Source organism: Rhizobium sp. N324 (genome assembly GCF_001664485.1).
GTDB lineage: Bacteria > Pseudomonadota > Alphaproteobacteria > Rhizobiales > Rhizobiaceae > Rhizobium.
In genome coordinates, this window is sequence record NZ_CP013630.1 from 4,159,054 (window position 1) to 4,180,910 (window position 21,857).

Below are 21,857 nucleotides of genomic sequence, written 5' to 3' on the forward strand. Positions count from 1 at the left end.
CCTTTTCCCTCGGGTCAGGAGAGCGCGCTGATCATGTCGGGACGGAAACCCGCCCAATGCCGCTCACCGGCGATGACGACGGGGGCCTGCATGTAGCCGAGGCTGCGGACGCGATCGAGCGCTTCGGCATCCTGCGAGATATCGACGATGTCGTAATCGACGCCCAGACGGTCGAGGGCGCGATAGGTGGCGGTGCATTGGACGCAGGCGGGTTTGCTGTAGACGGTAACGCTCATCATGTTCCTCGTGATGTCAAAGAATTCAGGACGCAATACTGGGATCGGGCGCCTTGCGACGTCCGGGGCAACGTTTTGATGGTGATCTGGCAAAGTCGGCGCTTTAAACGCCTGATACGATCCCTTTCGGGATTTGCGCGGGCGGCGGCCTTGATATTCTGGACATGACTTCAACCCCGAAGTGCTCATGCGGACGTTCGGGGCAGCGCAACAGGCGCGGATCATTCCGCTTTCATGCACGCGACCTTCCGGACACCCCGCCGGTGGACATCTAGTTCAAGGCAGGTCTCCTGGCTCGCGGGTCGAAGCACCCTGCCCCAGCCTTCCCGAGGCATCATGCCTCAGTGACCTGAAATCGGACAGTTGCTCGCCGCTCACAGTTGCGGGGGCAGCTCCGGCCTTGTTGCGCCGTTATGGCGAAACGCACCGTATTCCCGTCTTAGCCTGCGATCCTGACGAATCGAAGGAACCTTGAACACTAGATATAGTATCTGAATCCAAAATCGCGTCAACGGGTGGTTTGCACATCTCGTTACGGCAGGTTTGAAATCACTGCGTTCCTGTGAAAAACATGGATAATAAAGGCTTAAACAAAACGAACTGCGGAGAAGGCCGTGATGAGCAGGGCAGCCTGGTCGGCTCCCAGGCTGCTGACAAACCACGGCCAAACCCGTGACGTCATCCTCGGCCTTGTGCCGAGGATCTACGGACGATCAATTAAGTATTTGAAAATAAATGTTTTCCTGTCAGGAAATTGCCGTGGTTAAATGCTCGGCACAAGGCCGAGCATGACGGAGGAGACTTTGTCGGCAAACCGAAAGCCGGCCTGACTGAGGATCGGCTCCGCTGTTTTCGCTTCTCGATCAGGCCCGAACCGGCAGCAGTCTTCACGCCGCCCCCGGAAAAACATTCATCCCTTTACGCGAAGCAATCGCAGCGCGTTGATCGTCACCAGCACGGTAGCGCCGGTATCGGCGAGGATCGCCGGCCAGAGGCCGGTGATGCCGGCAATGGTCGTCACCAGGAACACCGCCTTCAGACCGAGCGCGATGGTGATATTCTCTAGGATATTTCGCATCGTCCGTTTCGACAGTTCGATCATCCGCGCCACGTCGCCGACGCGGCCGTGCAGCACGGCGGCGTCCGCGGTCTCCAGCGCCACATCGGTGCCGCCGCCCATGGCGATGCCGATATCGGCGGCGGCCAGCGCCGGCGCGTCGTTGATGCCGTCGCCGACCTTGGCGACGATGAATCCCTGACGCTTCAATTCGCCGACGACCCGCTGCTTGTCCTCGGGCATCATCTCGCCGCGCCAGTCGATGCCGAGCATGCCGGCAACGGCGGCCGCCGTTCGTTTGTTGTCGCCGGTCAGCATCATCGCCTTGACGCCGGCCGAGCGGAGCGAGGAAAGCCCGGCCTCGGCATCCTCGCGCGGTTCATCGCGCATGGCGATCAGGCCGGCTGCCGCGCCATTGACGAGCAGCACCGACACGCTCTTGCCCTCGTCGTTCAATGCGGTAATGCGTGCATCCTTGTCGCCATCGAGTGCTTCGCGCTCGCGAGCAGCGGATGGCGACAGCAGATCGAGCGTCTCACCGCCGACTTTGCCGCTGACACCCTTGCCCGGCAACGCTTCCAGTTCGAAAGCCGGCGGCACGGGAACACCGTCCGCCCTGGCGCGGTTGAGGATCGCCAGCGCCAGGGGATGGCTGGAGCCCTGCTCCAGCACCGCCGCGCGCGACAAGACCTGCGCCTCGCTCAATCCGAAGGAAACGAGATCGGTGACCTGCGGCTTGCCTTCCGTCAGCGTGCCTGTCTTGTCGAAGGCGACCATCGTCACCTTGCCGAGCGTTTCCAACACCGCGCCGCCCTTCATCAGCAGCCCCCGCCGGGCGCCTGCTGAAAGCGAGGCCGCAATCGCCGCCGGCGTCGAGATGACAAGCGCGCAAGGGCAACCGATCAGCAGAATGGCAAGGCCCTTATAGATCCATTCGCTCCACGAGCCGCCAAAAAGGAGCGGCGGAACGACCGCCACCAGGGCTGCGACCAGCACCACGCCGGGCGTGTAGTAACGCGAGAACCGATCGATGAAACGTTCCGTCGGCGCCTTCGATTCCTGCGCCTCTTCCACCAGCTTGACGACGCGGGCGATGGTATTGTCGGCAGCCGCCGCCGTGACGCGAACCCTAAGCACGACATCGCCATTGACCGTGCCGGCAAAGACGGCGGCATCGACACCCTTGCGCACCGGCGTGCTCTCGCCCGTCACCGGCGCCTCGTCGATCGCGCTCTCGCCCGAGACGATGATGCCATCCGCCGAGATGCGATCGCCCGGGCGCACCATGATGATCGCGCCGACGGCAAGGCTTTCCGCCGGCACCTCCCGCGCCAGGCCATTGTCTTCGAGCAAGGCATTCTTCGGCACCAGCGTCGTCAGCGACTGGATGCTTTCGCGCGCCTTGCCGGCCGCCACCCCCTCCAGCAGTTCGCCGACGAGGAACAGGAACACGACGGTCGCCGCCTCCTCGCCGGCATTGATGATGACGGCGCCGACGGCAGCAATCGTCATCAGCATCTCGATCGAAAAAGGCGTGCCTGATAGAGCCGCCATGACGGCGCGCCGCGCGATCGGCACCAGGCCGACCAGCATGGCGACGATGAAGGCATAGGACGCGATCGAAGGCACGAGATGGCCGATGGCATAGGCGCCAATCAGCGCGGCACCCGAGAGAATTGTCAGCCGACCCTTCTTGCTTTGCCACCAGGGACCGGTCATCGGCCCATGATCGTGCCCATGCAGACCTTCGATTTCGGTCTTGCCATGCGCATGGTCATGATCGTGATCGTGATCGGCATGATCGTGGTCATGGCCGGCATGATCATGATTATGGCCCACGTGATCATGGTCGTGATGTTCATGTGAGCCGTGGTCATGCGCCGGCACCACGCTTCCGGCAAAAGGCGAGACCGAATAACCGAGCCCCGTCACCTTCTTCTCGATCGCCTTGAGATCGCTGCTGCCGTCATGCCGGACGGTCATCGTGCCCGCCATCACCGAGACGGAAACATCGGCCACCCCCGCCACGCGCCTGACCGCCGTATCGATCTTGGTTGCGCAGGCGGCGCAATCCATGCCGCCGACCCGGTATCGTGTCTCGCTCGTCTCAGCCATGATCCGCTTCCTTGTCAAACAGAAGCACCTCTCCTACATCCTCTAGCGACTAGAGGTGCAAGAGGAAAATCATGAAAAAGATCACGATCGGCGAAGCCGCTCGCCGGAGCGGGGTCAAAGTGCCGACGGTGCGTTATTACGAGAGCATCGGCCTGCTCGCGGCGCCGAGCCGCAGCGAAGGCAACCAGCGCTCCTTCGAACCTGCCGATATCAGCCGCCTCACCTTCATCCGCCATGCCCGCGAGCTCGGCTTCGAGATCGAGGCGATCCGCACGCTGCTCACCCTGCAGGATGATCCGCACCAATCCTGCGCCTCGGCCGATGCCATCGCCAAGGCCCGCCTCGTCGAGGTCGAGCAGCGTATCCGCAGCCTGATGGCTTTGAAGGCCGAGCTGGAAACCATGGTGGAAGGTTGCGGCCATGGCCGCGTCGACCAATGCCGTGTCATCGAGGTTCTCGCCGACCACGGCCAGTGCACACATTCGCATCACTGATCCCGCCCTTGCAGGCAAGGCGCAGCCGCGCCAAAACTGCACCGGAAAGAATCGGGCAAAGACATCCATGAACCAGAAGCGAATTGCCATCATCGGCGGTGGCCCGGCGGGCCTGGCGGCCGCCGAACTGCTTTCGCTCTCCGGCCATGCGGTGACGGTCTACGACGCCATGCCGACCTTCGCCCGCAAGTTTCTCCTGGCCGGCAAGTCGGGACTGAACATCACCCATTCCGAGGATTATGCCCGTTTCGTCACGCGCTTCGGCGCGGCCTCTGCCCGGCTGCGCCCGGCGCTCGATGCCTTTACCCCTGGCGATATCAGAGATTGGGCAGCAGGGCTCGGAACCGAGACTTTCGTCGGCTCGTCCGGCCGGGTTTTCCCGGATGTGATGAAAGCCTCCCCCTTGCTGCGCGCCTGGCTCAAACGGCTGGAGGCCAAGGGCGCTGCACTGCGCACCCGCCACCGCTGGATCGGTTTTGCCGATGAGGGCTATGTTTTCGAGACGCCGGAAGGACGCAGTATCGTCCATTGCGACGCAGCCCTGCTGGCGCTCGGTGGCGCCAGCTGGCCGCGCCTCGGCTCCGATGCAAGATGGCTGCCGTGGCTATTGGAGAGGGGTGTCGAGATCGACGCCTTCCGGCCCGCCAATTGCGGCTTCGTCGTCGGCTGGAGCGAAAGCTTCCGCGAGCGTTTCGCCGGCGAGCCGGTAAAATCGGTCACCGCCACCTCCGATGCCGGCACATTTCCCGGCGAATTCGTCATCACCGCAAACGGCATCGAGGGCAGCCTGGTCTATATGAATGCGGCGAGCCTTCGCGATCAACTGTTGACCCGCGGCAGTGCTGCCCTGACGCTCGACCTCGCCCCGGGCCGGACGGTCGAAAGGCTAACCCGCGACCTCACGCGCCAGGACGCCAAATCGAGCTTTTCAAACCGCCTGCGCAAGGGCGCCGGCCTCGACGGCGTCAAGGCGGCGTTGCTGCGGGAACTCGCTGCCGAGCGCGACCGAGCCGATCCCGGACGTCTCGCCGGCATGATCAAGGCTCTGCCGGTGCCGATTCTCGAAACGAGGCCAATCGGCGAGGCTATCTCCTCGGCCGGCGGCATCCGCTGGAGCAGCATCGATCAAGACTTCATGTTGAAGGCGCTGCCGGGCACCTTCGTCGCCGGCGAGATGCTCGACTGGGAAGCGCCGACCGGCGGCTACCTCCTCACCGCCTGCCTTGCGACCGGCCGCGCCGCCGCGCGCGGCATAGAAGCCTGGCTGCGCGGATAAGCGCCGGCGCTCGCAGGCTGAACAGCAAACAAGAACGTCCTTCGATCAGGCCGAAGCTGCACGAAACGTCATGATAAGACCATTCATGCAATAGCGAAGTCCAGTTGGCTTCGGGCCATCATCGAAGACATGTCCGAGATGGCCGCCACAGCGGCTACAATGGACCGCCGTGCGCGCCATCCCGAAGCTGGTGTCGTGTGTGGTGCCGACGGCATGGTCGAGAGGCGCCCAAAAGCTCGGCCAGCCGGTGCCGCTGTCGAATTTGGTCCCCGAGGAAAAGAGCTTTTGCTCGCAGCCGACGCAGGCGAAAGTGCCCTTGCGCTCCTCATGCAGCAACGGGCTGCTGAAGGGATTTTCCGTGCCCGCCTGACGCAGGATAACGAATTGATCCGGCGTCAGCAGCTTATGCCATTCCTCATCGGTATGGGTCACCGCAAACGTTTCGCCGGCGATCGCCTTGCCGGCCAGGCTGGCGCGAACGGCAAGCGCCCCGAAAACGGTCGTCATCAGCAACAATCGTCTGTTCAACATGATCAGGATCTCCCATCTGACAAAGCCTTGCTCTGTTGGAAAATACGGGCGAGAGAAGTCTTTGTTACATTCTCACCGCTCAAACACCGAAATGTGATGCCGCCCCTTTCACCGCACGCTGGCGACCACCACGTGCCGCCTGATTGCAAACCCGCGGTTTTTCCATCAGACTGTGCTGAAGTTCCGTGGGAGGAGCAGATGCACGAACAGTCAGCGCACGCGGAGCATGTCTATACCTCTGCTCAGCGCGATTCCGCCGCGGCCAGCTCTCCGGTGGTCGCCTCGTGGCGGCGATGCATGACCATGCACCAGCTCGCCCCCGAGGATGAGCGGGCGCCGCTGCGCCTGACCGATGAGGAATTTCGGCGCGCCCGCGAACAATCCGGGCAACTGATCGCCAGCGCGACTGAGGAACTCGATCGCCTCTTCACCACCGTCGGCAAGGCCGGCTGCTGCCTGCTTCTGACTGACAAGAATGGCATTGCGCTGGAGCGGCGGGGAGCGGCCGGCGACGACAAGGAATTCCGCGAACTCGGCCTCTGGACCGGCTCCGTCTGGACCGAGGCAAGCATCGGCACAAACGGCATCGGCACCGCCCTTGCCGATGAACGTGCCGTCGCCATCTTCCGCGACCAGCATTTCTTCTGCGCCAATACCAGCCTCAGCTGCACGACGGCGCCAATCCGCGATCATCGTGGCCGGCTGGCCGCGGCCCTCGACATCTCCACCTGCCGCGATGATGTCAACGAGATGACCCTGGCGATCCTGACGCAGACCGTGCGCGATGCGGCGATGCGCATCGAACTCAACCTCTTCCGTTCGGCCTTTCCCAGCGCCCGCTTTCTGATGGTTCCGGCCGGCGCCAACTCGGCCGCCGCCCTGCTGGCCGTCGACCGGCATGACCTCGTGCTCGGGGCGACGCGCGCCGCCCGCATCGCGCTGCAGCTGGACGACAAGCGGATCGCCGCCGGCATTCCGGCCGCCGATGCTCTCCGCGAGGCGAGCGTCTCGCAGCAGGAAGAGATGGTCGAGGCGGAGAAGGCAGCCTTGCTGCGGGCGCTGTCGCGCGCCGGCGGCAACGTCTCCCAGGCGGCGATCGCGCTTGGCATCAGCCGCGCCACCCTGCACAGGAAGATGAAGAAGCTCGACCTCCACTGATCGGCTCGAAGGTTCCGCCAAGACGGCAATGGTGACGCGATCCTGTCGCAACTCTGCGACACTGTGCACTGCGGTATGGAAGAGCTGCCCTGTTCCCTTCGCCAAAACACGCACATTTTCCTCCCACTGGTTCGCTTGGAACCTGGATCATCACGGGAGGATGACATGCTTCATCAGAAAATCGTCGAGTCGCCGTTCAAGCTGAAATACGGCAACTATATCGGCGGCGAATGGCGCGAGCCGGTCGGCGGAAAATACTTCGAAAACCTGACACCCGTTACCGGCGGCAAGCTCTGCGACATTCCCCGCTCCGATGAAAAGGACATCAATCTGGCGCTCGACGCCGCCCATGCGGCCAAGGAAAAATGGGGCCGCACCTCCGCTGCCGAGCGCTCCAATATCCTCATGAAGATCGCCCAGCGGATGGAGGACAAGCTGGAATTGCTCGCCCAGGCCGAGACCTGGGACAATGGCAAGCCGATCCGCGAGACCATGGCGGCCGACATTCCGCTGGCCATCGACCACTTCCGCTACTTCGCTTCCTGCATCCGCGCCCAGGAAGGCTCGATCGGTGAGATCGACCACGATACCGTCGCCTATCACTTCCACGAGCCGCTGGGCGTCGTCGGCCAGATCATTCCGTGGAATTTCCCGATCCTGATGGCCACCTGGAAACTCGCTCCGGCGCTTGCCGCCGGCAACTGCGTGGTGCTGAAGCCTGCCGAGCAGACACCGGCCTCGATCCTGCTCTGGGCCGAACTGGTCGGCGATCTGCTGCCGCCCGGCGTGCTCAACATCGTCAACGGTTTCGGCATCGAGGCCGGCAAGCCGCTGGCGACCAGCTCCCGCATCGCCAAGATCGCCTTCACCGGCGAGACGACGACCGGCCGGCTCATCATGCAATATGCCAGCCAGAACCTCATCCCGGTGACGCTGGAGCTCGGCGGCAAATCGCCGAACATCTTCTTCGCCGATGTGATGGCCGAGGATGACGACTTCCTCGACAAGGCGCTCGAAGGCTTTGCGATGTTTGCCCTCAACCAGGGCGAAGTCTGCACCTGCCCGAGCCGCGCCCTCGTCCAGGAATCGATCTATGACCGCTTCATGGAAAGGGCCGTCAAGCGCGTCGAGGCGATCAAGCAGGGCAATCCGCTCGACAGCGCGACGATGATCGGCGCCCAGGCCTCGACCGAGCAGCTGGAAAAGATCCTCGCCTATCTCGACATCGGCAAGCAGGAAGGCGCCGAGGTGCTGGCCGGCGGCACGCGCAACGATCTCGGCGGCGACTTGGCGAACGGCTATTACGTCAAGCCGACGATCTTCAAGGGCCACAACAAGATGCGTGTGTTCCAGGAGGAAATCTTCGGGCCGGTGGTCTCGGTCACAACCTTCAAGACCGAGAAGGAAGCGCTCGAAATCGCCAATGACACGCTCTACGGTCTCGGCGCCGGCGTCTGGAGCCGTGACGCCAATCGCTGCTACCGTTTCGGCCGCGAGATCCAGGCCGGCCGCGTCTGGACCAACTGCTACCACGCCTACCCCGCCCATGCCGCCTTTGGCGGCTACAAACAGTCGGGCATCGGCCGCGAAACCCACAAGATGATGCTCGAACACTACCAGCAGACCAAGAATATGCTGGTGAGCTACAGCCCGAAGGCGCTCGGTTTCTTCTGAGATGCTTGGTGCGGCGGGAGGGGGCAAAAACCCCTCCCCAACCCCTCCCCACAAGGGGGAGGGGCTTAACATGCGGCGCTCGTCGTATTCATTCTTGAGCGCAGCATATGCATCCGGCTTGTTGTTTTGCGAGCGGGTGCCACGGCTTAGCCCCTCCCCCTTGTGGGGAGGGGTTGGGGAGGGGACTTTCTTCCTCCCAAAACCCTGGAGGAAGACCGATGGAAGCCACCGTCAACGGCGAACCGCGTGTGCTCGCAACCGATGCGGCCCTCGACCTGATCGCCGAGATCAAGCGCGATCATCCCGATATCCTCTTCCACCAGTCCGGCGGCTGCTGCGACGGATCCTCGCCGATGTGTTATCCGGCTAACGAATTCATGATCGGCGACAGCGATGTCAAACTTGGCGAGATCGGCGGCGTGCCGGTCTATATCAGCGTCAGCCAGTTCGAGGCGTGGAAGCATACGCAGCTGATCATCGATGTCGTGCCGGGCCGGGGCGGCATGTTCTCGCTGGATAATGGCCGCGAGAAGCGTTTCCTGACCCGCTCGCGTGTCTTCGGCGGCGGCGAAGCCTGCGCCGTCCCGGATGTCAGCGGCAGGCGGGTGATTTAGGATAAGGATTTCGACTGCACTATCCCCGATCGCTTCTGCCCGTGCTTGCCTTGCCGTGCAACCTGGATCATCAATGCGCAACATTGTCCAATACCGGCACCGCCAGGAGATGATTGCCATGAAAGACCGGAAAGCCGTCATCGTCACAGGCGCCGGCGGAAACCTCGGCAGCGCCGTTGTCCGCGAGCTTGCCGCTGGCGGCGCCAAACTCGTCTGCATGAACCGGTCGAGCCAGGAACTGGAAGCCTTGGCCGGCGAGCTTCCCGCCTCCGCCGAGTTTCTGTCGATTGCCGGAACGGATCTCACCGATTATGCCTCCTGCGCCGCCGCCGTCGCCAGGGCTGTCAAGCGCTTCGGCGGCGTCAGCGCCTTGGTCAACACGGTCGGCGGCTTCCAGATGGGGGCGGTCGGGCCGGATGCACCCGCGCAATGGGAGACGATGATGAATGCCAACGCCCGCACGGCGCTGACGATCAGCGCCGCGGTTCTTCCGCCAATGAAGGCCGCGGGCTACGGCCGCATCGTTCATGTCGCTGCGGCACCCGGCCTGAAGGCCGGCGCCAACCAGGCCGCTTACGCCGCCTCGAAAGCCGCCGTCATCCGGCTGACCGAGGCGATCGCCGCAGAAAACCGCGACCACCGCATTACCGCCAACTGCATTCTGCCCGGAACGATCGACACGCCCGAGAACCGCGCCGCCATGCCCAATGCGAAAACGGACGGCTGGGTTACGCCGCAATCGATCGCCCGTCTGATCGCCTTCCTGATTTCCCCGGCCGCTGCCGTTGTTACCGGCGCAGCAATCCCGGCCACCGGACGCGAATAAGACCGGGGCTACTGCGCTTTAGACGGTTGCATGCCGCTCGGCTTGAGGTACGATTCCTCCTATAGGATGCGGGTAGCGGGCGGGGCGCGATGGTGTTGATGATCGCATTGCGGCGGCATTTGCCAGAAGGCGGGTGGTTTCGATGACGGACGGTCCCGCATTGCGCGCCGTCGGCGCTGCCAGACTGCTGCGCGAGGAATGGTTCCTCGGCGTCAGCCTCGCCACGAGCCTGGCATTTCTTGCTTTCCAGGAGCAGCTCTTCGGACAGCTTTCCGATCCGCTTTGGTTCACGGTCGTTTTCGGGTGGCTGTTTGCCGTCGTGCTCGGCTCCGCTCTGGCGGTCGTGCGGCACGCAGACCATCTGGCGGAGCGGCTGAAGGAGCCTTACGGCACGCTCATTCTAACGCTTGCCATCACCTCGATCGAGGTGATGGCAATATCGGCCGTCATGCTGCACGGCGAAAACAATCCCACGCTTGCGCGCGACACGCTGTTTGCCGTCGTCATGATCATCCTGAACGGCATGGTCGGCCTGTCGCTGCTGCTCGGCGCGTGGCGGCGACCGGAACAGCAGCATAACCTGCAGGGCGCCAACGCCTATCTCGGGGTGATCGTGCCGCTGGCGACCTTGAGTCTCGTCATGCCGACATTCCTGGCAGGCCCGGACGGACAGCATCCATCGGCACCGAGACAACTGATCCTAGGTATAATATCGGTCGGCCTTTATTCCACGTTTCTGTTTCTTCAGGCCGGCCGCCATCGAGACTATTTCGCTGACGACAGCAACCGTCAGGAACCTCGCTGTGAACACGTCCCTCGCCACGGACCGGTCTTGCCTCACGCCATCCTGCTGGTCGCCTATATGGCTCCCGTCGTCTTTCTGGTCGAACAGCTTGCGCGGCCGATCGATTACATTATCGAAACCCTGCATGCGCCAACCGCATTTGGCGGTGTTGTCATGGCCATCCTTGTCGCGACGCCTGAGGCAATCAGCGCCGTGCGCGCGTCTATCGCCAATAATCTTCAGCGCTCCGTCAACATCTTCCTCGGTTCGGTATTGTCGACGATCGGCCTGACGGTGCCGGCGATGCTTGTTGTCAGCCAGCTCTACGGACACGCCGTGACACTCGGCCTGGAACACGGCGATCTGGTGATGCTCCTGCTCACTCTTGCCGTCAGCATCATCACCTTCGCCAGCGGCCGCACGCATCTCATGCAAGGTGCGGTCCATCTGGTGCTTTTCCTAGCTTACGTGCTGCTCATTTTCCAGCAATGACCTCCGACCGCGCGAGCACTACAAAGTAAAGAGTTCCACCCTCCGCCTGTCTTCCGCTATGTTGACAGCAACGATGGCACCACTTGCAAGCGTCGCGGCGCTTGCAATTTGACGTGATGGAGACCAGATCTTGGGCTCACTGTTGATTGGCGGATTAGTCTTTGTTTTTCTGTCGGCGGCCACATCGATAGGGTTGCTGGTGCGTGGCCGCTTGCCGGATCACCACCTCAATGCCGAATCCAAAGATGCGATCCGGCTGGCGACCGCGGTGGTGGGAACGCTGTCTGCCCTGGCGCTCGGCCTGCTGATCGCATCCGCCAAATCGAGCTACGACAATGCCGAAGTGGAGATGAGAACGGCTGCGGCACGGGTTCTCCTGCTTGATCGCGTCATGGCGCAATACGGGCCGGAAACGGACAAGGCGCGGCAATTGCTGCGTGAATTGATCGCGAAACGGCTGAGCCGCGGCTGGTCCGCCGAGACCACCGACAATACCTCCGGCAAGGCGCTGGGGGAGTATCAGGATATCGAGGCGGTTCAGGGCGATCTTCGATCCCTCTCGCCGAGGGACGCCGTACAGCGTTCCCTCCAGGCACGCGCGCTGGATGTCAGCGGCATGGTGGCCGAGACCCACTGGCTGCTGGTCGAATCCGGCAAAGAGGGTTTGCCCTGGGCCTTCCTCGCCGTTCTCGTCTGCTGGCTCTCGCTGCTTTTCGCGACCTTCGGGCTGCAGGCCCCGGCCAACCCGACGGTGCTGTCAATTCTGCTCGTTTGCGCCCTGTCCGTCGCCGGCGCGATCTTTCTGGTTTCGGATATGGCCAATCCCTATGTCGGGCTGATCCGTGTTTCGGATGCACCTCTGCAGTCCGCCATCGAGCGGCTCGGAAAACCATAGCCATTTGTTGTCCGCGAACGCAAAATTCCGATCGAGTTCAATTGTGCACCAGCAGCTATTGCAATTTGGAGCAATGCCGCGACATAATATCGCATGCCCGGAACTTTTCGGAGAAGGGTCGTCTCCGCCGAGGCACGCATGAAGACTGAGGCTCGTAACCATCGGGGCGGCGGCAATGCGTGTGAGATTGGATCAGGGTCTGCACCTCCTAGTGGTGCTCGCCGGCATGACGATTCTCGCCGGCTGCGAGGAAAGCGGCAACACTTACGTTCCCCCTCCGCCAGCCTCGGTTCGCGTCGCCCAGCCGGTCCAGCAGCCGGTCACCCTCTATTTCGAACTCACCGGCAATACCGCGCCGCTCAATGCCGTCGATATCGAGGCGCGCGTCCAGGGCTATATCCAATCCATTGACTATCAGGACGGCATGATGGTGAAGAAGGGCACCAAGCTTTTCAGCATCGAGCGCGATACCTACCAGGCGCAACTGGATCAAGCGAAAGCATCGCTTGCCTCGCAGCAGGCCTCGCAGGTCGGCGCAAAGCAGGAATATGACCGGCAGCTCAATCTGATGAAGCAAGAGGTCACCACCCAGACCGCGGTCGACAGCGCCAAGGCAACCCTCGACGAGGCGAATGCCGCCATCCTCAACGCACAGGCCAATGTCGAACTCGCGACGATCAACCTCGGCTATACCGAGGTGCTCGCTCCTTTCGACGGCATCGTCACCGATCACCTCGTCGATATCGGCACGCTGGTCGGCGTGTCCGGCCCTACCAAACTCGCCGGCATCGTCCAGACCGATCCGCTGTATGCCTATTTCAACGTCAGCGAAACGCAGGTGCTGATGATCAAGGAAACCCTCGCAAAACAGGGACATACCTTCAGGCAGACGGACCTGCCGAGCATACCGGCGGAGATCGGTTTGCAGACGGAAGAAGGTTACCCGCACAAGGGGCACCTCGATTACGTATCGCCTCAGCTCGACGCCTCCACGGGCACGCTCCAGGTCCGTGCTCTGTTCGACAACAAGGATCACGCCATGCTGCCCGGCCTCTTCGTGCGCGTTCGGGTGCCGGTCGGCCATAACGACAAGGCTCTGCTGGTGCGCGACGATACGATCGGAACCAACCAGCTCGGCAGCTACGTGCTCGTTCTCGGCAAGGACGACGTCGTCGAGCAGAAGCAGGTCAAGACCGGCCAGCGGGAAGGTGCGCTCCGGGTCATTCAATCCGGCCTCGACCCGGCCGACTGGGTGGTGACTCAAGGGATCCAGCAGGCCATTCCCGGCAGCAAGGTCAAGCCCGACAAGATCGAAATGAACCCGACGGCCAATGCCGCCGGCGATGCCAAGGCCAATACCACCACGCAATGAATTCGCCACCACGCTTCCTCCGAACGTCTGAGGCAACAGCATGATCTCGCGTTTCTTCATCGAGCGACCGGTACTTGCCAACGTCCTGGCATTGGTTTTCGTGCTGGTCGGCGCGGTCGCCCTGTTCCAGCTGCCTGTGGCGCAATATCCAAATGTCGTCCCGCCGACGGTGCAGGTGACGACGCGCTTCCCCGGCGCCAGCGCCCAGACCCTCGTCGACACCGTCGCGCTGCCGATCGAGCAGCAGGTCAACGGCGTGCAGGACATGCTCTACATGCAGTCGACCAGCGCCAGCGACGGCACCTATTCGCTGATCGTGACCTTTGCCATCGGAACGGATCCGGATCAGGCCCAGGTTCTGGTGCAGAACCGCGTCGCTATTGCAATGTCGTCGCTTCCCGAAGCGGTGCAGCTTCAGGGCGTGACGACGCAGAAGAAATCGACGGCGATCCTCGGCTTCGTCAGCCTGACCTCGCCCGACAGCCGCTATGACAGCCTGTTCCTGTCGAACTACGCCGTCATCAATCTGCAGAACGAACTCGCTCGTCTGCCTGGCGTCGGCAACGTGACGGTGTTCGGCGCCGGCCAATATGCCATGCGGATCTGGATGGATCCGAACCTGCTGCAGGCTCGCGGCCTGACGCCGCAGGATGTGGTCAATGTCGTGCAGCAGCAAAGCCAGGAGGTCACCGCCGGCCAGATCGGCATTCCGCCGGTGCCGCAAGGGCAGGTCTTTCAATACACGCTGAACGTCAATGGCCGGCTGAACGAGGCCGCCGACTACGAGAACATCATCGTCAAGGTCGAAAGCGGACAGGGCGGCCGCATCACGCGCGTCCGCGATATCGGCCGCGTCGAACTCGGCGCCCAGACCTACAGCCAATCCTTCACGCAGAACGGCCGGCCGGCGGCCGGCATCGGTATTTTCCAGCTGCCGGAGGCAAACGCCATTGCCGTGGCGCAGGCGGTGGATGCGAAGATGGAGGAGCTCTCCAAGAGTTTTCCGCCGGGCCTTGAATACCACGTGCCGTTCGACACGACGAAATTCGTCAAGGCCTCCATCGACGAGGTTTACGTCACCCTGATCGAGGCTGGTGTGCTCGTTCTCATCGTCATTCTGGTTTTCCTGCAGGATTGGCGGGCAATGCTGGTGCCGGCGACCACCGTCCCCGTCACCATCATCGGCGCCTTCGCGGCCATGGCGGCCTTAGGCTTCACCGTCAACCTGTCGACGCTGTTTGCCATCGTTCTCGCCATTGGTATCGTCGTCGATGATGCCATCGTCATCGTCGAAGGCGTGGCCCGGCACATCGAGGCGGGCATGTCAGGCCGAAAGGCGGCCGAGAAAGCGATGGAGGAACTGCTTGGCCCCGTCATCGGCATCACTTTGGTGCTGATGGCCGTTTTCATTCCCGCTGCCTTCCTGCCCGGGCTGACCGGCCAGCTCTACAGGCAGTTCGCGCTTGTCATTGCCGCGACCGCGCTGATCAGCGCCATCAATGCCGTCACGCTCAAACCGACGCAATGCGCCCTCTGGCTGCGAGCGCCGGTGCCTGCCGAGAAGCGCAACGTCGTCTATCGCAGCTTCAACAGGGGCTATGATTGGGGAGAACGCCATTATGCCGGACTGATCGGATCGATGACCCGCCATAGCGGCCTCATGGCCATCGCAGCGCTCGCGCTGATCGGCGTCGCCGTCTGGGGGCTGACGCGCCTGCCGACGGCATTCCTGCCGATCGAGGATCAGGGTTATGTGCTGATCAGTACCCAATTGCCCGACGGCGCCTCGAAGGAGCGCACCGATGCCGTCATGGAAGAGGTCGGCAAGATCGCCGAAGCCACGCCTGGCGTCGATCAGGTGCTGACCATCAGCGGCCTTTCCGTTCTCGACAACAATGCCAGCCTGCAGAATGCCGGCGTCGCCTATGTCGTTCTCAAGGATTGGGACGAGCGCGGCAAGCAGAAGGGCCAGGATCTGCTGTCGATCTATCAGCATCTGAACGATGCCTTGCAGCATGTGCTGAGTGCAAAAACGCTGGTGGTCGTGCCGCCGCCGATCCAGGGCGTCGGCAATGCCAACGGCTTTACCATGCAGGTCGAGCTCCGCAACGGCGTATCCGACTATCCGCTGCTGCAATCGCTTGCCGATACGATCGTCAAGAACGGCAATGGCCAGTCATCGCTGCAGCGGCTGAGCACGCCTTTCCGCTCCAATGTGCCACAGCTTGCCGTCTCCGTCGATCGCGTCAAGGCGGAGACGCTGGGCATTACGGTGGGCCAGGTCTTCTCCGCCCTCTCCGGCTATGTCGGATCGAGCTATGTCACCCAGTTCAACAAATTCGGCCGCACTTTCCAGGTCTATGCGCAAGCCGCATCCGATTTCCGCGTCAGCCCTGACGATATCCGCAATCTGAAGGTCAAGGCCGGCGACGGGACGATGGTGCCGCTCGGCACGGTCGTCAATGTCACCACGACGCAAGGTCCCTCGCTGATCAGCCTCTACAATCTCTATCCGACCGCGACCATCGTCGGCGGACCGGCCGCCGGTTTCAGTTCCGGCCAATCGCTCGAGGTGATGGAGCAGATCGCTGATCATACATTGCCAATCGGAACCGGTTTCGAATGGACGGCGCTTTCCTATCAGGAGAAGGCCGTCGGCGGGCAGATCTACTTCATCTTCGCGCTCGCCATGCTGCTCGTCTATTTCGTACTCGCCGGCCAATATGAAAGCTGGATCCTGCCGCTGGCGGTCATCCTAGCCGTGCCGCTCGCCCTGCTCGGCACGGTGGCGGCACTGACGGCGGCAGGTGTCGCTAACAATCTCTACACGCAGATCGGTCTTATCCTGCTGATCGCGCTCGCAGCCAAGAATGCCATTCTCATCGTCGAATATGCGCGGGAAAAACGGGCGGAGGGCATGGAAATCCTCGACGCGGCCGTCGAGGCCGCCCGCCTGCGTTTCCGGCCGATCCTGATGACGTCCTTCGCCTTTATCCTCGGTGTCCTGCCGCTCGTGCTGGCCACGGGCGCCGGCGCATCGGCCCGCAAGTCGATCGGCATATCGGTCTTCAGCGGCATGATCGCCTCGACCTGCCTCGCCATCCTCTTCGTTCCGTCCTTCTACGTGCTGCTGCAGCGCTTCGAGGAGCACTGGAAGCGGCGCGGCGCGCCCGCAAATACGGCCGTGAGCGTGGCGGAAGTGGAGATATCGAACGTCGGGTAAGCGACCGCAGCAGTTACTGGACGATCACCTGCACATAGACGTTGCCGCTCTTGGCGTAATAATAACCGCCGCAGCGATAATAATAGCCGCCGTAATAGGGACCATAACGGCAGCCTGCCGGCAGCACGGCGATGGTCGTCGTCGTGCGTGTGACGACCCGCCGCGTCGTCCGGCGTGCCACGCCCGCATAAGAGAGCGGCGTCAGCGGCCTGCCGATGACGGCGCCGGCCGGCGTGGCAAAGCCGATCGACAATGGCCCGGATACCTGCTCCTCGATGTGAAAGCCGGTGAATGTCAGAACGCCGGCCAGGCCGAGGGCGAAGAACAGTTTCGTCATTTTACCTCTCCCATACTGGCAGCCTCAGGCAGTTCATCAAGGGATTGCAGTTCACTGAGATCGACCGTCTTCACGCTGGCTGGAACCTCGATGGTGTAGGAAACGGCCGCGACATCCGCTCCGCTTTTGAAGTCGCTGATTTCGAGCGTGTATTGCGGCGCCTGCACGACATGCTTGCTGGTGATGACGTAACGGCGGGGTATCGGTTGCGGGCCGCTCTGTATCCAGATCTGCCAGTCGATCTCGGGCGTTCGGAAGACCAGATATTCGCATTCGACCCCATCCACGAAAGCGCTGGAAATATGCTTGGCCTCCGTCACATCTGACATGAGCACGTCATAGACGTTGGAGGATAAAAGATCGGCGCCCGGGGCTTCGACACCTGCGGTCATCAGCCTGTCGATCAGATCATCCAGCGAACCTTTGCCATCGATCTTGGCATAGGCGTCGAGGTTCTTGCCGTGAACCGTCAACGACGAACCGTCGAAACTCACGTCGAGGTCGGCAAAACCACCGGTTCTCGTGACACGCAGCTTGTCGGGGCGGGTCAGGTTGGCTGTTCCCGAACTCACGAACTGGAGTTTCTCGAAATCGGGCGTCACCGCTTCGAGTGACGATTGATAGGTGAAGGAGATCGTCTTCTGCGCCGTCAGAAAATCGGACATCGTCTTTAAAAGCGCCTTCGCATCATCTGCCCACGCGCTCGTCGGCGGTGCGAGGCTAACGGCAAGCGAGGCATAGAGGAGGATCCGCTTCAACCGCGGGAAAGAAAAAGTCGATGACATGGCAATGCCTTTCGTTCGTGTCATTGATTTCATCGAATTGCAGATGGCAACTGGCAGACCTGCCGGAGCCGGACATGAAATGTGAGAGATGCAATGCACGCGGGCAAACGGCCGCCTGTCGGCCCTTGCGGGATCGCGCGCACCGAATTTATCGCTGGAGCGCCCGATGGTCTCTTTCTGAGAGCGAGTATCGAAGGGGCGCTACAATCCCGAGGTCAGCACGCGATGGCACGCTGGTGATACGCGCTGCAGATTGTCGCGCAGGCAGGCAATGCCCCGCCCTCCCCCCAAAGGCACCATGCGGCACAAGGTCCGGAAGTCCGCTCCGCAGGTTTCCCGCAGGATCATCACTTCCTCACGGGGGGAGAAGGCTGGCATCATCGCCGGAGGGGCGGGCGTGATCGCACCGGTCGCGGCCGCATCGCCGGCCGGCGGCGCCCCCGATCCCTCCAATGCCGCAACGGCTTGCTGACATGGTGCCGACAGAGCGGCATTATGCTGTTGCAGACAGCTGAGTGCCGCCGCACCGCCCGGCGTGACGCCGGAACATTGCGCCATGAAATCGCGCTGACAGGCGGATTTGACCGCATTGCGCTGCGCCTGCGTCGGCTGATGCGCCGGCGCGCCGGTCGCAGGCGCCGGGCTGGTCGCCGCAGTATTTGCAGGTGCCGCTGGCGCCGGCTCCGCAGATGTCGACTTGGGTTTGACGTTCACCGCAGAAACCGCCTTCCGGCAGCCTTCCGAAAGCGTAGCGCTATGCTGCTGCAGGCAGGTCAGCGCCTCGATACCGCCCGGCGTCACCCCGGAGCATTTCGCCATGAAATCGGAACGACATTCTGCCCTGATCGCATCACGCTGCTCTTCGGTCGGCGCCTGCGCGGATGCAATCCCGGCAAAGAGCACCACCGCGCAGAACGCGGCCAACCCAGAGATTGCCGTTAGAAGACGATGCCTCCCATATGCAGACGTCAGTAGAGAAGATCCCCATTTTCGCATGATTCCCCCCTATAAATCTCTGATCTACTTCATGAAATCGAGCTGCCCTCTGAATAGGATAATAGGCGCCGCCGAATGGACGGACGTTGCTTGCTGTCATAGAAATATAAGAAGCGCCTGAACCTAGGTATATTAGAATATTATCCTTTTTGCAACCGTATCGTCATCGCTCGAAAATCGATGACAACTTGCAAGGACATGTGTTCGTTTGGGCTGCGCTGATAAACAGTTGGGATTATGAGCGCCCCAAGGTTCTGCTCGCCAGAAACGCAAAAAGCCCGCTTTGCAGCGGGCTTTTGGGGATATGGAAGTTTGGTTGCGGGGCTCGGGTGTACGGAGACTTGTAAAATTTGTCGAATTTGGAGGGCCTCTGAAGCCTGCGCATATTTATGGAAACACAAGCACGACCAACTCCTCGCCCCTGAGGGGCGACCGTATCGATAGCTCGTGTGCCGGCCCTGATGAAATTCCCCGTGGTCGGGATCGCTTCACCGCCTGCAGCGCGGCCGAATGTGTCATATTGAAGTGGTCGGCGTCGAATATGAGCCTGCTGAGGCAGCGCTCGTATCGTTTGAAGTAGTTCCAGGCATCTTCAACAAAATGGAAGGAGCGCCGAGGGCGCTCAGGACGAATGCGATCTGGCCTCTCAGTTCCATGTCGATATCATTCTGGTTTTTTAAGCGCAGTTCAACCAGAAGAGGATGTAGAAACGGATTCATTGCATCGACAACAGCTTGTGCGGTTTCCGCTGAACCATCGATGCTCAGTTTAGATGATGCATTCATCTCGCGGAGGATTTTTGCGAGAATTGCGGTCAATCGTTGAAGATAGAGGCGCGTTACTGTCCAATTGTCCAAGTAAGCTGCGACGTAGAGCGCGTGGATATTCGGCGCATTGATAAGATCTTCGCGAACCCGACGATGTAGGACTTGCAGGATCGTAACCAGCCTTGCCGGAGCGGTATCGGGACCGCCGGCGATATGAGTGATCGCCGACAGCGTGTCGTCGGTTAGCCTGGCAAAAACGCCATGGTCTATAGCCGCTCTCGTTGGGAAAAAGCGATAGATGTTCGCCCGGCTCATGTCCAGGTTATCTGCTATATCGGCGACGTTGGTTTTCTTGTGGCCAATACGACGGATATATGCCTCGGCATGATCAAGAATAAGGTCCCTGACTTCAGCCTCCTCGCCTCGGCGTGACCTCGGGCCATCGCTTGGCATCGCCAAGGTGTTGTCAGAGGCCGCCAACATTTCCTCTTTGCCTATCTTCGCTGCTTTTCAGAACCGAAAAGCTGTTTTGCAACGCCTCGGGCTGCAGCTTGTCCCAGAGCGAGGGTGAACCGTTTAAGCGGGCAAGTTCCTCATGGCGCCGTATCCACTGCTCGGCCGACTTCAATCTGTTGGGATGGATGTCATCAAGAAGCTGGTAATCGCGTTTGATGACGTCATGTTTCCACATGTTCCAGAAGCCCGTGAAGTTGTCCCTGAAACTCATCGTGCTCCTATCGGCGGGATCCGCATTGTAACCGGCCGGCCGATCTGCCGCGTTCTTGAGCGGCCCGCCGAAATACTGATGAACGTGCGTATCGATGTAACATGCGGGATGTCCCGTCACACGCTCGAACGTCGCAGCGAGTTCGTCGTAACGCACATGTTCGATGGCAACCTCAAGGTCCGTTCCGACAGACTGTTCGGTGTTGTCGAAAAGCCAACGGACATAATATGCGCAATCTTCCAGTGAGACATGGACAACGGCTCCGCGCCCAAGCGGCACCCTCCAGGTAGCAACGCCCTCCTCAATTCTGGGCGTCATCGGCGTAAAGGGCGAGAACGCCATCTCCATGTACGGCCCGGTCGTAAAAATCGCCGCGCCCATTCTGTCGGCATTGGCTTTGTTTTGCGACAGAATCCATTCTGCGACGCGCCCTTTGCCGTCATAGTGGCCGGTTCGGAAACGCGAATCATATCCTGCCTTTTTCAGCACATAGTCGAGGTTGCCGAAAACGAAGAACCTGATCCCTCCTCGATGGCGATTTCATAGGTCCTCATCGCGAGATAGGTTTCTGCTTTCTCGCCAGTATTGAACCCGTCGATATTGACAAAAGCTCCATTGCAAGCACGGAAGCCTTTGCGGAGAACCTCTTCGTCAGCGAATGAACCCTCTATTAAGGAGACATTGCCCATCTCCTCGAGTTGTCTCGCGCGATCCGACGTACCGTCTCGGGTAAGTGCCAGAACGTCATATTTGCCGTCAGCGACCAGACCCTTTACCACCGACATTCCTTGTGCTCCGGTGGCACCAATCACGAAAATTCTGCTGGTTTCATATGACATATGGATCTCCTTCAAGTGCTCGACATGCCCACAACCATGAGAAGATTTTTGCGTGCTTCGTTCGGGCAGTCATGCTGATCGAACCACAGGTGCAGACGTTGTCAGCGCCCGTCGAAATGCCGGCCGCCCTTCACCGCGTGCGACGTAATTCTTAAGGTTTGGGTTGGTCTCGAGGAATTCAGTGCCGCGCAGCGCTCGCAGCACTGACACCATCAACAGGTCCGCGGCACTGAATTCTCCTTCCAGCCAATCAGTGTCGCCAAGCTTCGAGGAAAGCTCCCTAAGCCGAACAGGCAGATAGCCGGCGCCATCGGATGAGACGCAAGGCTCGATTGTGTTCAACGCCGCAAACATCCACATGATCGCCCGAGACCTGGCGTTTGGATCGAGCGGGAGCAGGCCAGGAAATTTGTGTGCGATGTGATGGACGATCGCACCTGACTCAAAAAGCACGAGATCCCCGTCCTCATAGGTCGGCATCTGCCCAAAGGGATGAAGCTCGCGGTATTCAGGACGGCGCATTTCGGAAAAAGTCAGCAATCGCATCTCATAGGGCTGCCCAACTTCCTCAAGCGCCCATCGCACGCGCATATCCCGGTGAAAACCCCGGCCGCCATCGGGAGGGTTTCTGAAAATTGATACGATCGGGGTCATGTTTC

Annotated in this window: 20 protein-coding genes and 1 riboswitch; of the genes, 10 read left to right on the forward strand and 10 right to left on the reverse strand. The window is 61.2% G+C overall.

The genetic code is table 11. The features are described from left to right. Positions 1-14 precede the first annotated feature (14 nt). Together nrdH and AMK05_RS20015 are read right to left on the reverse strand one after the other, a co-directional pair. A complete protein-coding gene (nrdH, locus tag AMK05_RS20010; RefSeq protein ID WP_010068756.1) occupies positions 15-236 on the reverse strand; it encodes a glutaredoxin-like protein NrdH in 222 nt (73 codons plus the stop codon). Between the two features lie 263 nt (positions 237-499). Continuing rightward, positions 500-725: riboswitch (cobalamin riboswitch) on the reverse strand. A 421-nt stretch (positions 726-1,146) separates the two neighbouring features. Continuing rightward, complete coding sequence (locus AMK05_RS20015; protein WP_064840831.1) at positions 1,147-3,408, reverse strand: heavy metal translocating P-type ATPase; 2,262 nt, start codon at positions 3,406-3,408, stop codon at positions 1,147-1,149. Positions 3,409-3,479: 71 nt separating this feature from the next. On the opposite strand from AMK05_RS20015, the gene AMK05_RS20020 reads away from it, so the two are divergent. Continuing rightward, a complete protein-coding gene (locus AMK05_RS20020; RefSeq protein WP_011426929.1) occupies positions 3,480-3,902 on the forward strand; it encodes a MerR family transcriptional regulator in 423 nt (140 codons plus the stop codon). Positions 3,903-3,969: 67 nt separating this feature from the next. After that, on the forward strand, positions 3,970-5,178 hold the full coding sequence (locus AMK05_RS20025; RefSeq protein ID WP_064840832.1) for a TIGR03862 family flavoprotein: 1,209 nt from the start codon (positions 3,970-3,972) through the stop codon (positions 5,176-5,178). A gap of 45 nt (positions 5,179-5,223) precedes the next feature. Here the strand turns inward: AMK05_RS20025 and msrB are convergent, their stop codons facing one another. Continuing rightward, entirely contained in the window at positions 5,224-5,709 is a 486-nt protein-coding gene (gene msrB, locus AMK05_RS20030) for a peptide-methionine (R)-S-oxide reductase MsrB (protein WP_064840833.1), read from the reverse strand. Between the two features lie 198 nt (positions 5,710-5,907). On the opposite strand from msrB, the gene AMK05_RS20035 reads away from it, so the two are divergent. The 8 genes from AMK05_RS20035 (at position 5,908) to AMK05_RS20070 (ending at position 16,747) form a co-directional block, all read left to right on the forward strand. Then, complete coding sequence (locus tag AMK05_RS20035) at positions 5,908-6,867, forward strand: helix-turn-helix domain-containing protein (protein WP_064840834.1); 960 nt, start codon at positions 5,908-5,910, stop codon at positions 6,865-6,867. Between the two features lie 165 nt (positions 6,868-7,032). Then, positions 7,033-8,541: an aldehyde dehydrogenase gene (gene adh, locus AMK05_RS20040; protein WP_064840835.1), complete on the forward strand. Its 1,509-nt coding sequence runs from the start codon at positions 7,033-7,035 to the stop codon at positions 8,539-8,541. A 218-nt stretch (positions 8,542-8,759) separates the two neighbouring features. Beyond that, a complete protein-coding gene (locus AMK05_RS20045; RefSeq protein WP_064840836.1) occupies positions 8,760-9,155 on the forward strand; it encodes a DUF779 domain-containing protein in 396 nt (131 codons plus the stop codon). Between the two features lie 118 nt (positions 9,156-9,273). After that, positions 9,274-9,981 (forward strand): SDR family NAD(P)-dependent oxidoreductase, encoded by a 708-nt coding sequence (locus AMK05_RS20050; RefSeq protein WP_064841458.1) that lies wholly within the window; start codon positions 9,274-9,276, stop codon positions 9,979-9,981. Positions 9,982-10,123: 142 nt separating this feature from the next. Further along, positions 10,124-11,257 carry a calcium:proton antiporter gene (locus AMK05_RS20055; protein WP_064841459.1) on the forward strand — a complete coding sequence of 378 codons (1,134 nt, stop codon included), beginning with the start codon at positions 10,124-10,126 and terminating at the stop codon, positions 11,255-11,257. A gap of 130 nt (positions 11,258-11,387) precedes the next feature. After that, entirely contained in the window at positions 11,388-12,152 is a 765-nt protein-coding gene (locus AMK05_RS20060; protein WP_064840837.1) for a bestrophin-like domain, read from the forward strand. Positions 12,153-12,327: 175 nt separating this feature from the next. Next, positions 12,328-13,524: an efflux RND transporter periplasmic adaptor subunit gene (locus AMK05_RS20065; RefSeq protein ID WP_064840838.1), complete on the forward strand. Its 1,197-nt coding sequence runs from the start codon at positions 12,328-12,330 to the stop codon at positions 13,522-13,524. A 40-nt stretch (positions 13,525-13,564) separates the two neighbouring features. Further along, on the forward strand, positions 13,565-16,747 hold the full coding sequence (locus AMK05_RS20070) for an efflux RND transporter permease subunit (RefSeq protein ID WP_064840839.1): 3,183 nt from the start codon (positions 13,565-13,567) through the stop codon (positions 16,745-16,747). A gap of 13 nt (positions 16,748-16,760) precedes the next feature. On the opposite strand, the gene AMK05_RS20075 is transcribed toward AMK05_RS20070, so the two are convergent. The 7 genes from AMK05_RS20075 to AMK05_RS20100 form a co-directional block, all read right to left on the reverse strand. Next, the gene (locus AMK05_RS20075; RefSeq protein WP_064840840.1) at positions 16,761-17,084 is read right to left on the reverse strand and encodes a hypothetical protein; all 324 of its coding nucleotides are present in this window, start codon (positions 17,082-17,084) and stop codon (positions 16,761-16,763) included. Continuing rightward, the gene (locus AMK05_RS20080; protein ID WP_064841460.1) at positions 17,081-17,869 is read right to left on the reverse strand and encodes a DUF2092 domain-containing protein; all 789 of its coding nucleotides are present in this window, start codon (positions 17,867-17,869) and stop codon (positions 17,081-17,083) included. The genes AMK05_RS20075 and AMK05_RS20080 overlap by 4 nt, the downstream gene beginning before the upstream one ends. A gap of 201 nt (positions 17,870-18,070) precedes the next feature. Further along, positions 18,071-18,865 carry a hypothetical protein gene (locus tag AMK05_RS20085; RefSeq protein ID WP_064840841.1) on the reverse strand — a complete coding sequence of 265 codons (795 nt, stop codon included), beginning with the start codon at positions 18,863-18,865 and terminating at the stop codon, positions 18,071-18,073. Positions 18,866-19,380: 515 nt separating this feature from the next. Further along, a complete protein-coding gene (locus AMK05_RS20090; RefSeq protein ID WP_064840842.1) occupies positions 19,381-20,115 on the reverse strand; it encodes a TetR family transcriptional regulator in 735 nt (244 codons plus the stop codon). Continuing rightward, entirely contained in the window at positions 20,099-20,848 is a 750-nt protein-coding gene (locus AMK05_RS20095) for an NmrA family NAD(P)-binding protein (RefSeq protein WP_197678312.1), read from the reverse strand. Before AMK05_RS20095 ends, AMK05_RS20090 begins: the two co-directional genes overlap by 17 nt. Next, the gene (locus AMK05_RS35925) at positions 20,842-21,198 is read right to left on the reverse strand and encodes an NmrA family NAD(P)-binding protein (protein WP_197678313.1); all 357 of its coding nucleotides are present in this window, start codon (positions 21,196-21,198) and stop codon (positions 20,842-20,844) included. Before AMK05_RS35925 ends, AMK05_RS20095 begins: the two co-directional genes overlap by 7 nt. A gap of 69 nt (positions 21,199-21,267) precedes the next feature. After that, positions 21,268-21,852, reverse strand: a complete 585-nt coding sequence (locus tag AMK05_RS20100; protein WP_064840843.1) for a glutathione S-transferase family protein — start codon at positions 21,850-21,852, stop codon at positions 21,268-21,270. Positions 21,853-21,857: the final 5 nt, after the last annotated feature.